The 15,799-nt window shown below is 39.9% G+C and carries 15 protein-coding genes and 1 pseudogene; all 16 read right to left on the reverse strand.

All coding sequences use genetic code 11. The annotated features are described in order from the left end of the window. Window positions 1-86: 86 nt before the first annotated feature. Complete coding sequence (locus KUA48_RS15435) at window positions 87-284, reverse strand: hypothetical protein (protein WP_218433783.1); 198 nt, start codon at window positions 282-284, stop codon at window positions 87-89. A 272-nt stretch (window positions 285-556) separates the two neighbouring features. Beyond that, the gene (locus KUA48_RS15440; protein ID WP_218433784.1) at window positions 557-1,174 is read right to left on the reverse strand and encodes a transposase; all 618 of its coding nucleotides are present in this window, start codon (window positions 1,172-1,174) and stop codon (window positions 557-559) included. After that, a complete protein-coding gene (locus KUA48_RS15445) occupies window positions 1,167-2,438 on the reverse strand; it encodes a transposase (RefSeq protein ID WP_369503345.1) in 1,272 nt (423 codons plus the stop codon). Before KUA48_RS15445 ends, KUA48_RS15440 begins: the two co-directional genes overlap by 8 nt. Window positions 2,439-2,518: 80 nt before the next feature. Then, the gene (locus KUA48_RS15450; RefSeq protein ID WP_118256019.1) at window positions 2,519-2,731 is read right to left on the reverse strand and encodes a hypothetical protein; all 213 of its coding nucleotides are present in this window, start codon (window positions 2,729-2,731) and stop codon (window positions 2,519-2,521) included. A gap of 278 nt (window positions 2,732-3,009) precedes the next feature. Then, window positions 3,010-3,105, reverse strand: a pseudogene (locus KUA48_RS15745) (glucose/galactose MFS transporter); the annotation flags it as partial. A 439-nt stretch (window positions 3,106-3,544) separates the two neighbouring features. Further along, window positions 3,545-4,561, reverse strand: a complete 1,017-nt coding sequence (gene galE / locus KUA48_RS15460; RefSeq protein WP_218433639.1) for a UDP-glucose 4-epimerase GalE — start codon at window positions 4,559-4,561, stop codon at window positions 3,545-3,547. Between the two features lie 34 nt (window positions 4,562-4,595). Further along, the gene (gene glmS / locus KUA48_RS15465) at window positions 4,596-6,461 is read right to left on the reverse strand and encodes a glutamine--fructose-6-phosphate transaminase (isomerizing) (protein ID WP_218433640.1); all 1,866 of its coding nucleotides are present in this window, start codon (window positions 6,459-6,461) and stop codon (window positions 4,596-4,598) included. Between the two features lie 19 nt (window positions 6,462-6,480). Further along, window positions 6,481-6,750, reverse strand: a complete 270-nt coding sequence (locus KUA48_RS15470; protein ID WP_218433641.1) for a hypothetical protein — start codon at window positions 6,748-6,750, stop codon at window positions 6,481-6,483. A 200-nt stretch (window positions 6,751-6,950) separates the two neighbouring features. Next, on the reverse strand, window positions 6,951-8,120 hold the full coding sequence (locus KUA48_RS15475; RefSeq protein WP_218433643.1) for a nucleotidyltransferase family protein: 1,170 nt from the start codon (window positions 8,118-8,120) through the stop codon (window positions 6,951-6,953). 129 nt (window positions 8,121-8,249) lie between these two features. Continuing rightward, entirely contained in the window at window positions 8,250-8,963 is a 714-nt protein-coding gene (locus KUA48_RS15480; protein ID WP_218433659.1) for a WecB/TagA/CpsF family glycosyltransferase, read from the reverse strand. A gap of 11 nt (window positions 8,964-8,974) precedes the next feature. Further along, window positions 8,975-10,057: a glycosyltransferase gene (locus KUA48_RS15485; protein WP_218433645.1), complete on the reverse strand. Its 1,083-nt coding sequence runs from the start codon at window positions 10,055-10,057 to the stop codon at window positions 8,975-8,977. Then, window positions 10,054-11,184, reverse strand: a complete 1,131-nt coding sequence (locus KUA48_RS15490; protein WP_256624509.1) for a CDP-glycerol glycerophosphotransferase family protein — start codon at window positions 11,182-11,184, stop codon at window positions 10,054-10,056. The genes KUA48_RS15485 and KUA48_RS15490 overlap by 4 nt, the downstream gene beginning before the upstream one ends. A gap of 37 nt (window positions 11,185-11,221) precedes the next feature. Next, on the reverse strand, window positions 11,222-12,295 hold the full coding sequence (locus KUA48_RS15495; protein WP_218433649.1) for an alanine--glyoxylate aminotransferase family protein: 1,074 nt from the start codon (window positions 12,293-12,295) through the stop codon (window positions 11,222-11,224). A gap of 11 nt (window positions 12,296-12,306) precedes the next feature. Next, the gene (locus tag KUA48_RS15500; protein ID WP_218433650.1) at window positions 12,307-13,650 is read right to left on the reverse strand and encodes a Gfo/Idh/MocA family oxidoreductase; all 1,344 of its coding nucleotides are present in this window, start codon (window positions 13,648-13,650) and stop codon (window positions 12,307-12,309) included. Window positions 13,651-13,729: 79 nt separating this feature from the next. Then, window positions 13,730-14,752, reverse strand: a complete 1,023-nt coding sequence (locus tag KUA48_RS15505; protein ID WP_218433651.1) for a glycosyltransferase — start codon at window positions 14,750-14,752, stop codon at window positions 13,730-13,732. Between the two features lie 105 nt (window positions 14,753-14,857). Next, window positions 14,858-15,799: a glycosyltransferase family 2 protein gene (locus tag KUA48_RS15510; protein WP_218433653.1), complete on the reverse strand. Its 942-nt coding sequence runs from the start codon at window positions 15,797-15,799 to the stop codon at window positions 14,858-14,860.

The following is a 15,799-nucleotide window of genomic DNA, read 5'->3' on the forward strand; positions in this document are numbered from 1 at the left end:
TTTTATAAAACTCTATATACTTCTTTGTAATGACTTTCCACGACTTATCACCCACAAAGTTTATCTGCCGTTTCTCACGTTTTGCTTCATCTTTGAGTAAAGCGATGATGGCATTGGCAAGGGCAGTAAACCTCCTCGCCACAAAGAATGCGAGTAAGGATATCCTCAATGTACTCACCAAAGTTCACTTTGTTCAATTTGCAACTTTCCAACAATCCGAACATAAATGCCAAATTCTGGGCAGAGAAGTGTCTTCCTGTCTGAAGCCAATTGCGTCTTCCCATAGCGATATGTCTAAAAACATCTCTCTATCACCTTATCAAAAAGTTGTGATAACTTGTATGAAAGCATCTTGCGATGGTTCCTGGTGTTTCTCCTGTAAAGGATAGTTCGTAAGTATCCGCTCAACTCCGTATTGCATAGCTCAAAAAAATGTTGTACCTTTGCACGGCGGCATCATTTTTCTAATTTTGAGACAAAAAAACGCAATTTAGCCCTCCATCAGCACAAGCTAATGGAGGTTATACCTTAATTTGACTAAATATTAAATTCATTTTTATTGTTCCTCATCTTCCCAGAACTCAGGAAGAAGAGTATAATACTTATCCTCAGGCGTAGAATCTATGTGCTTCAACACATAACAAAGCCAACGCTCAGGATTTTTATCTAGCACCTTACATGCTCCAAACAAGGAGTACATCATTGCTGCACGCTTACAGGCATCCAAGTCACGGCAGAACAAATAAGCCTTCTTTCCCATCACCATGTCACGGATCAGGCGTTCGGTATCAATGTTATCCAATGGCATGTCTGGGATGTCTATATAATTGGTCAGCTCTGTATAGTTGCGCAACATATAGTTCAATGCCTGGTATATATTGCTGTCTTTTGGCACATCCAAGATGGCACTTGCAGCCCATAGCTTGAAGTCCTCCCATAGCGGCTCGGCATGGTCCTTCCTGAACTGTGCCTTCTCCTCGCCCTCAAGTTTCTTCTCCTTTATCATTTCCTCAATCAGGTTAATGTTCTGGTAGAAGAGAATACCTATCTTTGCAAGATTAGGATTTTCCTTCAAGGCTCGTTCCATTGGTCTTCGGGCATGAACGACACAGCGACACAATATACGACCATTTATCTTCTTCAGCCAATCATAGCCGGAGTAACCATCACACATCAGCGCCAAGCAGCAAACTGGACATTACCCGATCCTTCTGCAGATTGTAGAGAGGTTCTATCTTGTCACATACACCCTGATGCCAGTCATCAACCGTTGAAGGAGCGAGTATCAAGCCATCCTGTTTCATCTTCTTTATCTGCCGGTTAAACGGCTTATGAAGGACATACTTATTACACTCTAACTGCGCCAATAACTCAGCAGACGCATAACTCTTCCAAAATACGTCCTCATAGCAAGGAGACTGCAAGAGCTTCTGCATTGGATCATCCTTGCGACGAACTACAGGACGACGATATGGCTGAACAAAGTAGCGTACTTTGGCTGGCACGATAAACTCCTGCACCTTGCCTTGGTAAACAATTACATATTCATCCTCATGTCCTATGTAGCCTTCAGGCCAAAGTACCTTTTCCTCCAAGCGAGGCATATCCTCCGGTATAGGATTTCGCCCATGCCCCTTCTGTTCCTTCTGGCTATTCAAAAGCTTCTTTATAGCCTTGCGCTTGCGATATTCCTCACAGAATTCACGGCACTCCCGGTAACGTTTCTTTTCCTCATCAGTGAACTCAACTGATGCCATTACCTTATCATAGATGGTTTCACGTTCTTCCTTACTAAAGACTACCCGCTCACGCTTTTGAGTAAATATCATTCTGACAAGAGAGGCTATCTGCTCGGTCTTAGACTTGCTTTTAGCTTCAACCTTGGCCAGTTTATCCTTGATTTCATCCGTCAAAGACTCATGCGCTTCCTTTGCCGCAAGCTGATACTTCTGCAACAGTTCCTGACCTTTGGAAGAATCCTTGTCACCAAGGGCGATGAACGCCTGCATGAACATGTCAAACATATCAGCCAAACGATTCAGCGCAGTTTTCTCGAAACGGGTTTTAGCTGCAGATATCTGCTGGCGAACCTGTTCACTTACATTTTGGGCGATTGTCTCCGCTTTCTTATCTACATCAGACTCACGCTTATCCAAAGCCTTATTACGTTCCTCCAATTCCTTGGTCTTATCTGCCAATTGAGCTTCCAACTCTTTTCTGATACGTTCTTCTGCTTCAGCAACACGGCGAGCCACCTCCTCGTCAATCAAGTCTTGACGAGTGATGCGCTCCACCTGCAGGTCATGCTCTGCATGCGCTGCCCGATCATTGGCATCGGACAACTGGCCTACGGCATTGGCATATTTCTCTGCCAAAGACGTACTTTTCCCTGTATTTTGTTGCTGTTCAAACATATCGTTTACCTTATTGTTTACCATTTTTTCCTCGCATGTCGACTGGCTCCATGCACAAGTAGTACTTCAAGTCATCCGTCAACTGACAAACTCTAGCCATAAGCCTACACTGTTATACTAATGTAGGCTCGAAGCTGTTCGATACTGATGTCAGCAGGGAGAATTAGTGTCACACCATTGGGATAGCTTAATTTTAAATAAGGATTGCGACGGTTGCGAACTTTTGCAGACTCACGCATCTCCTTCGCCTCATTGTTGCCGATTACAACCTCGGCGAACTTTGGCTTGCTGTTTAATTGTTTCTTGCCTTGTACCATAATTTGAATTATTTAAAATCATGGTGCAAAGGTACGAAACTTTATCTAGGCACACAATACGGCATTCACCGAATACTTACGGAGCAACCGCTCCACCCACTATCGTCATGATAAGCAATGAAGAGGCAAGTTTGGTCTTTGTACCCGCATCCCTCAATGCCAGCGAGAAGATAGTCGGAAACATGATGCTCTCTCCCAGATACAGGGCGAAAAACGCAATGAGAGATAAGGTTCCGCTACATACCACCACAATCAATGTGGCAACAAAGGTGAGGATGTCCCAGTACCGTAGTATAAGGATTCGCACTCGTTTCCAGACAGGTCAGTCCGCATCCTATCACAAACAGCGACAGAACGAAGAAGTAGAAACTGTTGATCCTGCTTCCCGGTCTTCTCGGTTCCATCGGAATCATCACCAGATGGTTTTCCAGGAAACGGAGAGTCATCTCATCCTGCGTACTCTCAATCTTCTCCGGCCAGAAATTGTTGTCATAATAATGACGCACCAGGCCGGGAACACAGATACCGATAGAATCCTGGGCACCAGAGATGATACCGTCGTGACGCTCCGGATTGTTCTCGAAGCAGAAAACCAGTCGGGCAAGCATCTCCGGATCTATCACCATACTGTGATGCCTGCTGGAAAAACTCCACATGACCGGAATGTAGCAGGTCATAGCAATCGCTTACAAATACTTTTTTGCATAACTTATTGAATGTTTAACATAGATTACAATTCACCAGAATGCCTGATACTCTCAAAGTTTCTGTTTGATAGCCCCTTAAAATGTCGCCACTTTAAGGGACAACCATTTATCCCTCATACCCGTTCGGATTATTCTTCTGCCAGTTCCAGCTATCTCGGCACATTTCCTCGATGCCATACTTAGCTTCCCAACCCAGTTCGGACTTTGCCTTGGCTGGATTGCAATAACAGGTGGCAATATCGCCAGGACGTCTTGGCTTGATGGCATACTTGATGGCCACACCATTCGCCTTCTCAAATGCCTTCACTACATCCAGGACTGAATAGCCATGACCAGTACCCAGATTATAAATCGCCAAACCACATTTACGCTCAATGGCCTTCAAGGCACATACATGACCGGCAGCCAAATCGCAAACGTGGATGTAATCACGAACACCTGTTCCATCAGGAGTATCATAATCGTTGCCGAATACACCCAGTTCCTCACGCTTACCTACAGCCACCTGCGTGATATAAGGCATTAGATTGTTTGGAATGCCGTTCGGATCCTCACCAATCTTACCACTCTGATGCGCGCCGATAGGATTGAAATATCTCAACAGAACTACATTCCAATCCTGATCTGCCTTCTGCACATCCATCAACACCTCCTCCAACATCGACTTAGTCTGACCGTATGGATTGGTACAATGACCCTTAGGACATTCCTCGGTGATAGGAATGATAGCAGGATCACCATAAACGGTAGCAGAACTTGAGAAGATGATATTTTTGCAGTTATGACGGCGCATCACATCCAGGAGTATGAATGTGCCCGTCATGTTGTTGTGGTAATACTCCAGAGGCTTTGCCACCGACTCACCCACAGACTTCAAACCAGCATAGTGAATCACTGCATCAAACTGATTCTCATCAAAGACCTTGTCCATAGCCTCTTTATCCAAGACATCAGCCTTATAAAACTTGATATCCTTACCAATCAGTTCAGACACACGCTTCAAAGCCTCAGGCTTAGAATTTGAGAAATTATCCACTACAACCACGCTGTGACCAGCCTTATCCAACTCGATAATAGTATGGGTGCCGATATAACCGGCACCACCACATAAAAGAATATTCATTGTATCTATGATTTTTAATTGTTCTTAATTGTTCTTATTCCACCGTCACACTCTTCGCCAGATTTCTCGGCATATCCACATCCAGTCCCTTATCCACAGCCACATAGTAAGCAAGCAGCTGCAGCGGAACCACGCTCAGCAGCGGAACCAGCGCATTCAGGGTTCTTGGAACCTCCAATACATTATCTGCTATTTCCTTCACCTGCTGGTCACCCTCAGTCACCACGGCAAGGATGCGGCCGTTTCTCGACTTCACCTCCTGCATGTTCGAGATAATCTTTTCATACAACTGATGATGCGTAGCAAGGAAAACGATTGGCATATCCTGATCTACCAGAGCGATAGGACCATGCTTCATTTCGGCAGCAGGATAGCCCTCGGCATGGATATAACTGATTTCCTTCAGCTTCAAGGCACCCTCCATCGCCACAGGATAGTTCACACCACGACCCAGATACAGGAAGTTGTGCGCATAAGTAAACATTCGGGAAATATCCTTGATTATCGGAGCCTGCTCCAATACCTTCTCCATTTTCTGCGGAATCTCAGAAAGTTCCTCTATCATCTGATAGTAGTCAGCATTGTTTAGGGTTCCCAACTCATGCCCCAAAGCCAAAGCAAGAAGCGTAAGAACCGTCACCTGACCGGTGAATGCCTTTGTACTTGCCACACCAATCTCCGGACCCACATGGATATAGATACCCGTATCCGTTTCACGGGCGATGGAAGAACCCACGCCGTTCACGATACCGAAAATCAGCGCACCCTTCTCCTTTGCCAGCTTAATCGCAGCCAAGGTATCCGCCGTCTCACCACTCTGACTGATTGCAATCACCACATCCTCAGACTCAATCACAGGGTCACCATATCTGAACTCACTGGCATACGCCACCTCCACTCTCTTGCGGAACATCTTCTCAATCAGCTGCTTACCGATCAGTCCGGCATGCCAACTGGTACCACACGCCACGATGATGATATGCTTCGCCTGAACCAGTCGGTCACGATAATCACGAAGCGCAGAAAGAACGATGCGGTTGTTCTCAGGATGTTCCTTGTCAGCAAAGAGGCGACCACTCATACAATCCTTCAGACAGTTAGGCTGGTCATAAATCTCCTTCAGCATAAAGTGATCAAAACCACCCTTGCTCAGTTTGCTGATATCCAGATCCACAGTCTTGATATCGTAATGACATGCCGAATGCTCCAGGTTGATGATGTTCAACTCCTCGCCCACTCTGATATCGGCAATCTGACCATCTTCCAGATACACCACCTTATCCGTATGCTCCACGATAGGAGTCGCATCACTGGCGATATAGAAGTTCAGATTATCCTTACCCACGCCAACAACCAACGGACTAGACTGGCGTGCTGCTACCAGATGGCTAGGATTATTCTTCTCGACAACAGCAATGGCATACGCACCGATGGCATCGTTCAATGCCTGGCAAACGGCAGAAACCAAGTCCTTGCCATTCTGCTGATAGTAGAAATCAATCAACTGCACCAGCACCTCGGTATCAGTAGTACTTTTAAACTCATAGCCCTTCTCAATAAGCTGTTCCTTCAAAACCTGATAGTTCTCGATGATGCCATTATGCACCAAAGCCAAGTCACCGCTCATGCTCACATGAGGATGCGCATTGGTAGCAGAAGGCTCACCATGGGTAGCCCAACGGGTATGGGCGATACCTACATGACCACTGCAATCCTTCTCGGCAGCCATCGCCTCCAGGTTGCTCACCTTACCCTTTGTCTTATACACATTCAGCTGGTCCTGACTATTAATCAATGCCACACCAGCGCTGTCATATCCACGATACTCCAGTTTCTTCAACCCCTCAATAAGAACAGGATAAGCATCATTCTGTCCTATATATCCAACTATTCCACACATAGTTTACTTTCTTACTAAATTATTTTTTTATTTGTTTCTTCCAATCCAGGAATCTCATGATGAGCGAGATCTGTTCCTCCCACTTATCACTCAATCTCATCGCCTCCTCCTTGCTGTAAGCAGGATGGCTTTTGGTAAATCCGCTGAAAATTTCATCAATACATATATTCCCCTCCGTTTCATAGAGGGAATTCACAAAATCAAACATCCGCGCCTCATCACTGGGATGAAACGACTCTGGATGTTCAGACAGCCAAAGATTGAATTTACTTTTACTCTCTTTGTTCATAAATTTACATTAAATATGATATACTTTTCTTTGTTAGTATGCGATATCACCTCATAAGCATTTGCAGACTCCCGCATCTTCTTCGCCTCATTGTCACCGATTACAACCTCGGCGAACTTTGGCTTGCTGTTTAATTGTTTCTTACCTTGTACCATAATTTGAAAAATTTAAAATCATGGTACAAAGGTACGAAACTTTATCTAAGCACACAATACGGCTTGCACCGAATACTTACCATGAATATTCTTCCACACTGCAAACCACGTTCTGAACAATGGTTCGCTCAATGCCTCAGTAGGATAATGCTTCACGAATCTGAGATTCCTGAGATTCATTCTGAAGTAACGATGAATCTTACTTTCACCGACCTTACTTCCCATCCTATCATCATACTGTCCGAAGTTTCCTCCTCGCATGATTTCATCAAGCAAAAAACTACCTTCCTTTTCATCCATCGGCGCTATCATTCTATCTTCTGATAGTCCGAACACCTCCTTCATCACGAACATCACAGCCTGAGCAAACTTCCATAAGCCAAGATATTTCAATTCATGCCGTAAGGTATCCAAATCTGTGTTAATCTGTGTCATCCGTGGGAGACTTTTATTAGAATCCGTGAGATTTGTGAGATCCGTGTGCCACTTCACTAACACAAAGTAGTAATCCAGAAGCTGTCTCAACCCAATACCCTCCGTAAAGATATGCCGATACAGATGAGAAAGGATATAGATAACGTTGAATGAAACCTGAGGCACATGAATCTCCCCATAACCATCAGGCAATGAAACCCGATGATTACACTGTTCGCCCATCACTTCTTCAAACCACTTCTGCATTATCCGATTATGAATCGGACAGAACATATACGAAGGAGTGAAATGCACCTCTATCGCCGTCTTCATCACAGGAAAATCAACATGATGATACCGCATCAACTGATTCGGACACACTTGATCCACATACTTCATGATTTTCCTGCGACCACCCGAAAGATAGATATCGATGTCACCGGGAGTACGCATATAAGGGTCAGGATAAAGCAACGCATTCCCCTGTCCCTTCAAGATACAGTTAGCAAAGCCCTTGTTCTCGAAGTTCTTGCAAACCTTCACGGAATCCTGAAACTGTCTGATATTCTGTTTTCGTATCTGTTCCGCCATCACCATCCATTGCATCAGCAGCTTCTGCTCTGGTGCCAACTCCTTTGGCAACCGCTGGATACCATAAAACAGCACACCAAGCAAGGCCTGCTTTTGGGCAATAGCATATATCTCCTGCCAATCCGCTTCCTTCAAGGAATCAGGAATATCCTTGGCTGAACCAATGCAGAATCGCAAGAAATCAAAGAAAATCTTTTGTTGTTTCAACATAAAGCTGTACTTTTGCACGCATGAAAGATAAATTACAAAGAGCCATCGGTCATATTATACCGACGCTCCTACTCATTATATTACTTCCTATATCGGTAGTCTTCACTCCCATTCACTGGCTTTACAAGACTATCCGAAGATTTTTTCTGCGATGAATCTTGCAGGAAACAGCAAGCCTGCCATCACATAACGCTTACGGGTATGAGGTTCCTTCCACATTCGATATACAAAGCGAAGATTTGTCCTATCCACCCATGCCGGATAATAATCAATCTCATTCTTGGAAGTTTGATGGATAAATCCACCACAGGTAAACCCGACACCCTGATAACCAGCATTCTTCACCTTTAGCAGGAACTTCTCTTGCATCAAGGCTCCCATACCAACTATCAAGAAATCTGGATTTAACTCCGTAATATGCTTTGCCTCTTGTTCCATCTCATCCTCATTAGCAAAGTACCCATTCCGATACCCCGCAAACTTAACCTTAGGATACCGCTCATGAAATATCTCTACCGCCTTCTCTACTTGCTCCCGCTTCGAAGCCACGATATAGATAGTCTTTCCATGCTTGGCAACGTAAGCAAACAACTCTGGAGCCATAGAAGTCATGTCGAAGCTTCGGCGAGTCACTTGTTTGCCATACACCATCTTGATGGCTTTAACCAACAACCCACCATCCGCAAATATACCATCCATCTTACCAAACAGTTCCTTATTATCCAGAGCTGTAAGATAAGATACTGGATTGAGGTAAGTATAAACCTTACCTTTTGTCCCAAATATCTGATTGACAGAATAGTTTTCCGTTGATAATATTTTATCTACCAATATGCTCATTATCTTTTGCAGATCTAACTATTATAAATCTTCAGCAATTCATTTGCTTCATTCTCTATGTTATATCCAGCTTTGGTAATCAGCTCATAATTATTATGGCATCTTACCTCACGACTTAATGCATAATCAAAAGAATCTATTGAGTCTGCCCAATCCTTAACCCCATCAGTCAAATCCTTCATCTTTACATCTTGACCAATATTAACATCATTCGTCACATTAGATGATATCAAACATGGAAGACCAGAAGCCTGAGCCTCAAGCACTGTTAATGGCATTCCTTCATATATCGAAGGAAATACAAAAATATCCATGGCTTGAACAATAGCTGGAATATCAGAACGTAAACCTGCTAGAATTATAGAATCAGCACAGCCACTATCAGCGACCCAACTTTCAACTTTCGAACGCCATTCGCCATCACCAACAAGAAGCAATTTAGAATTAGAATGCTTCAAATGATATTCAGCAAATACCTTTATCAAAAACTCATGATTCTTTGCATCCATGAATTTGCCTATATGCCCAACAACAAAATCCTCTTCTTTTATGCCAAACTCATTTCTTATAAGTACACGTGCATCATTATTATATTCAAACTTTGCTATATTTATTGCATTTCTCAAAATCTTATAGTTATTCTTTCCAAATAACCAATCTCCAGCCAATTGAGAACAAGCGATTGCATCGGTAAACGAGTGCATAAAGAAAGGATGTAAAACAGCATTAATAAACGGATGCTGAGTTTTGCTTGTGTGATTATGGTGAATACGCTTAGGAACTCCTGCTGCAATAGCAGCAGAAAGTTCGATTAAAGCTGTAGAACTATTAGCATGAACATGAAGAATATTATAATTCTCTGAAAGAACCCGAACAGCATTCCAATACTTCAAAACATTTCCTCTTCTTGGCAATTGAAAATATTTACTACCATATGCTGATATTTCAGAAAGCAATGAAGATTCGATTTCATTGGTCGAGGCAAAATCAATATGAATCTTTGACTTATCCAACACACGATAATAATTCATCATCACCGTAGCTAACCCACCAACAGGAGAAAATGCCGTTGTTATAATTACTAATACTTTTTTCATAAACTCATTCCACTAAGTTTTACTATACGCTCACAACTTTTTGCATCTTTATATTTAAAGATCTGATTACAAACCCAATGACGTTTATCTTTATAAACATCTCGCTCATTCGCAAAATCATCTATAAATTGTTCAAATTGCTTTTTTGTTTTAACAATATGTCCTCCCATATATGCTTCGGGATCATCATACACAAAACCACGAGTATTTTTATAGTCTTCTAGATCTGGTACAACATAGGCCTCAGGTCTATCCAATAGTAAATACTGTAAAGACGCAGAGGAGTAATCACCAATCAACCCATCTGCATGCGCCATCAATGTATACATATCATATTCAGTCTTTATAAACTCATCATGAGAATATACTCTTAAATGACTAAAATGACGTTGACAACCATTAGGTGCACTCTGAGCAGGATGCAACTTGACTATAAGAAGAATATTATATTTAGCAAGCAGCTCATTTAAATTCTCATAATCGTCATCTGCAAAAAGAGGTATTAATGTATCTAAATGAGAATCATTATAATTTAAATAATCCGATTGTCTGAATGTTGGCATCCACAAAAGGACTTTCTTATATTTACTAAAATCATAAACATTTTGTGGAACGGTCAGCAACATATCACACATTGGGTCTCCTAGACCAACAATGTTTTCTTCTTTACACTTATATGCCCTTGCATTAACCTTTATATTCAAGTCTGATGAAATAATCATATAAGTAAAAAAGAATTCGTCACCATTATTAATTTTAGTGTTTGCTCCCATGGATTTAAAATCCTCATTACCATGCTGCATGTGAATTACACACTGCTTTCTTGAAGGCTTGATAGGAAGCTGACCCGCAGTATAAAAAACATGTTTTGCATGCAAAAAAGTCCACACAGATTTAACTCCACTAACAAACGTTACATTTTCAGTATCATCAGCATAGCACATATTTTCTATGCCACAAACTATTTTATACTTTTTATCAAAGCGATTTCGGAGTAAATAATCTCTTAAAACAAGATTACAAAAGACAACCCCCTTATTGGCTGAATATAACAACACCAAATTCTCATCCTTTGGTATAATCTTATTTATTTGAGTGAAGATGGGAAAAACAAGACTCTTCAGCATCTTCTTTAATCTGACATTGTTAATCATCTTACCTTATTTAAATAATACCATTTTTTTTCAAATCATAGAATGCTGCAATTAACTTATCATAATCTTCATTCGTCAATGCTCCAATATGTCCGACACGGAAAATCGTATCTTTCATGTCACCTCCATTAGGACAAATCCACATACCATACTCATCCTTAATTTTCAAGAAGATATCGTAAGCTGAAGCGGTTGTAGGATGAAGCGGTGTTACTGCATTCGATAAAGATTCTGATACAATTTCAAAAGGCAAATCCTTTATTTTCTCTCGGAAATATGAAGCCAAAGCACCGATTCTAGCTATTTCTCCTTCAACACCACCATTAGCGTCAATCTCTTTCAAACGAGCATTAATCTGACGAAGAATACCAACAGCTGGGGTCCAAGGAGTCTGACCACGCTCCATATTCTTCAATGCTATCTGCAAATCAAAGTATTGACATACACACTTGGTGTTGTTAACACGACTAATTGCATTTGGAGAAAGAACCATTACAGAAATTCCAGGAGGGCACGCTAAAGCTTTCTGGCTACCAGTAATCATAATATCAGCCCCCAATTCCTTCATATCAAAAGGATCAGCTAAGAATGTACTAATACAATCTACAATCAAAAACAGATTATTTCGCTTACAGAAATTACTAATCAAATTAATATCATAGTGAACACCCGTTGAGGTCTCATGCTTATTAACCAAGAAAGCCGTATATCCTTGTCCCTCATATGGAGCAAGATGCTCAGCTTTTAACGCCTTACCATGTTCTAGCTTGATTTCCGTATAAGGAACATGATGAAGTTCTAGCAATTCTACAAAACGATGGCCAAAACTACCACCATTCACTACCAAAGCCTTATCATTTGGTGTAAGGGTATTCATGATAGCTGTCTCCATCGCTCCAGAACCTGAAGAAGTCAAGAATACGACTTTAGAATCATCAGAAGCTTTTGCAAACTTCTTAATGAGTCTCTCGTTCTCAAACATAACATCAGAAAATTCTGATGTTCTGAAATAAGGTACCTGTTCGGCACCTATTGCTCGTACAGCTTCACTATACTGTACAGGGCCTACTGTGAAATTAATCATATCAATAATATTTAAATTTCAAAAAAGTTTTTTCGATTCATAAATTGTTCCATCACTTGTGCCATGCAAATACTCTCTTTTCTACGCAAGCGGGCAGAAGAGAAACGCTGATTGACTATACAACTGACGAATTCCTGTATCTCATAACGCAAACCGAAACCATCCCATTTATAGAAATACTTTTTATTATCGTTCTGATTTTCATAACGTAACTCGAAATAATCCGTCTTCCACCAAGGTGCCGGCACATAAGCATATCCCTTGGTTCCCGATATTACCAAACATCCTTCAGTTTTTACACCCAATCCTACCTTAAAAGAACAAGTAGCTTTGGGATAATGGAAAACTCCACGTGTATAAACATCAATACCATTCTCCATGCGAGAATAAAGATTCAAATTCTCATAATTGATACCCATCAACTTGATTATAGGTAATAATGGATAGCTTCCTTCCTCATACATAGAACCACCCGCTTGCTTAGGATCAAATTCACGACCATTCTTGTCTAGAAGTTGTGACAAAGAAGCTTCTATGTCAACCACATCACCTATCAAACCAGACTTAATGATAACCATCAAGTGATTAAAAGCAGGACAATGAGCCGTTTTATTTGCCTCCATCAAAATAACCCCATTATCTTCAGCCAACTGATATAGTTCTTGTGCTTGAGACTTTTCTAATACTAATGGAGTTTCACAGAGCACATGCTTATGAGCCCCAATAGCGTCTTTAATATTTTGGTAATGAGAAAGATGAGGTGTTGCAATGTAAACTGCATCTACAGAATTATATAATTCTTTTACATTTTGACAAGCAATTACGTTTTCATGATTTAAAACATAATTTTTGCCATTAGTCTCATCTATATCATAAGCAGCAACAACATCAACTCCACTAACTACAGATGCTTCTGAAGGAAATCTTTCTGCCACTCGACCACAACCGATAACCCCAACCTTTACTACATCCTGCGATTCGTTACGAAGCATTGTAGATGATATACCTTGAGTTCGTGGTAGATAAACAACCTCACAGAATTCATTAAGGTAATCAAATTTTCCTTCCCAATCCGAACCTATAGCGAATATGTCAACGTTATATTTTTGTATATCATCGATTTTCTGACCGACATAATCCTCTATAATAATCTTGTCTGCATACCCAGTAGCTTTAACAGCTTCCACACGTTCCAAAACATTATTACGGACATTCAATTTACCTCTATCTCGATCAAAGCTATCATTGGTGACACCCACAATCAGATAGTCGCCAAGTTCTTTTGCTCGACGAAGGAGATTAATATGACCTTGGTGGAGAAGGTCGTATGTTCCGTATGTAATAACTGTTTTCATAATCAAAGTATAGTAAAAAATACAAAAAAATATTATCACAAGTATAAATTATACTCAGCCTATATGTACTAGTTTCTCGTTATAATATTTGTTGCAACTTAGCTAACATCATCATTATAAAAGGAGAGTCAAACTTTACTATCTTATAATATACACGATTTTTAAGAGGTAATCTATCAAAAGGATATAATGCGAAAAGCCTTTTCCAAAACTTATCTTTCAGGACATAACGAACATCATCCTTAACATTACCATTATTATGCACAAATCCAGAAATAGAATTTCTGAAATAAAGCATTTGAGATCTGAGAAGATGTAATTCATACTTCTCCTTTGGCAAAATACCAGCCAATTTCGTCTCTACTATTTCGAAAAATTTATAGTTTCTTTGATATTTTTCTCGAGAATATTGATGCGTCAAAGATGAAGGATTCATACGATATGCATAATGACATTCAGGAACATAAACCACACAATTCATCTTAGAAAATAAATCTATATCCCATATTAAATCCTCTGATAAGCATTCCCTCTCTGATAAAAATCGGATGTGGTTATCCTCAATTACCTTTCTAGAATGAATGCAACAGCAAGAAGACATCATATACTTAACATCTCGCTTACACTCAGGAAGTGGACCAACGACATCAAGCATAAAATCTAAAACTTGCTCTTTTCCTCTGAAAACCGTAAGCTTATCAACATCATGCCGCTCAGTAAACTTACCATCAACATAAAACTTGATGCCACATCTCACTTCATCAGCATTGTACTCAGTAGCTACATTGTAGAGATGTTCCATCATATCTAAATCGATAAAATCATCAGAATCAATGAATGCAACATACTCTCCAGTTGCAACATCAAGTCCTGAATTACGAGCCAAACCGAGTCCACCATTTTTCTTATGGACAACCTTCACTCGCTTATCTTTATTAGCATATTCATCACACATTTTAGGACAATTATCAGGAGATTCATCATCTACCAGAATAATTTCAATATCCTCAAGTGTTTGGTTTAATAAAGATAGCATACATTCATCAAGATATTTCTCGACATTATAAATTGGAACAATTATAGAAATCTTTGGTTGTTTCATAAAAACAATTTATTAAATTATTAAACACTAAAATTTACCTTTGATTACATACCAATAACCTGATAATTACTAAGCTATATCAAACTATACTATATTTAAAAGAATTTAATTTGACAAATAATACCGTTTGATCCTTTTTATCGAATCAATAACAAGGAAAAAACTCATATTAAAAGAACAGATATAAAGACAGATTCGACTAAATATCAAGTAAGACCCGACAATCTTAGACAAAACCTGTCTAATCATTAACGATTCTCCTGTATACCTCCCCATCATTGCCAAAGAATATATCATTCTTGTCGTAAACTTATTCTTGTAAGGACTAAATGACTTTAAATCATACCATCTCCAATATGGAAAAGATAAGCTTAATGATTTCAATCCTTTAGAAGATAAGTTTTCTTCGCTATCTTTTCTATAATACATAAGACACTTATTACTATAAACAATCGGAGCATAAGCTGCAATATGAACCCAAAAATCAATATCTTCACCCATACTTATATCATGAGCAAAAATGATAGAATTTTCGGAAACGCAAGATTTCTTTACCACAACACCACTAGTCAAAGCTATAGACCTTTTCTCTTTAACAGAATAACAAAAATAATCTATAAGTTTATCTTCGTCTGCGAAATAACTTCTAAGGTTACACTGTTTGCTAATATTATCTATTTGCTCCGAAAAGTTATTATAGCTAAAACAAATCATGTTTATATCTGCATATTTATTTAATAAATATGCAGCTTCGCTAAGATAATTCTTATTCCAAACATCATCAGCATCTAGAAAACAGATATAATCGCCTTTACAAACTGAAATACCATAATTTCGAGCTTTTGAAACTCCACCATTTTGAAGATGATAAACCTTAAAACGAGAATCTGTCTTATAACTATTCGCAATAGATAAACTTCTATCTAAAGAACCGTCATCAACAATTATCACTTCAAAGTCCTTATAAGTTTGTCCTTTTACAGAATTTAATGTCTGTGACAAATAACTTTCCTTGTTATATAAGGGTATAATAACTGAAAATTTCAT

This window comes from Segatella copri, from assembly GCF_019249795.2.
Classification (GTDB): domain Bacteria; phylum Bacteroidota; class Bacteroidia; order Bacteroidales; family Bacteroidaceae; genus Prevotella; species Prevotella copri_B.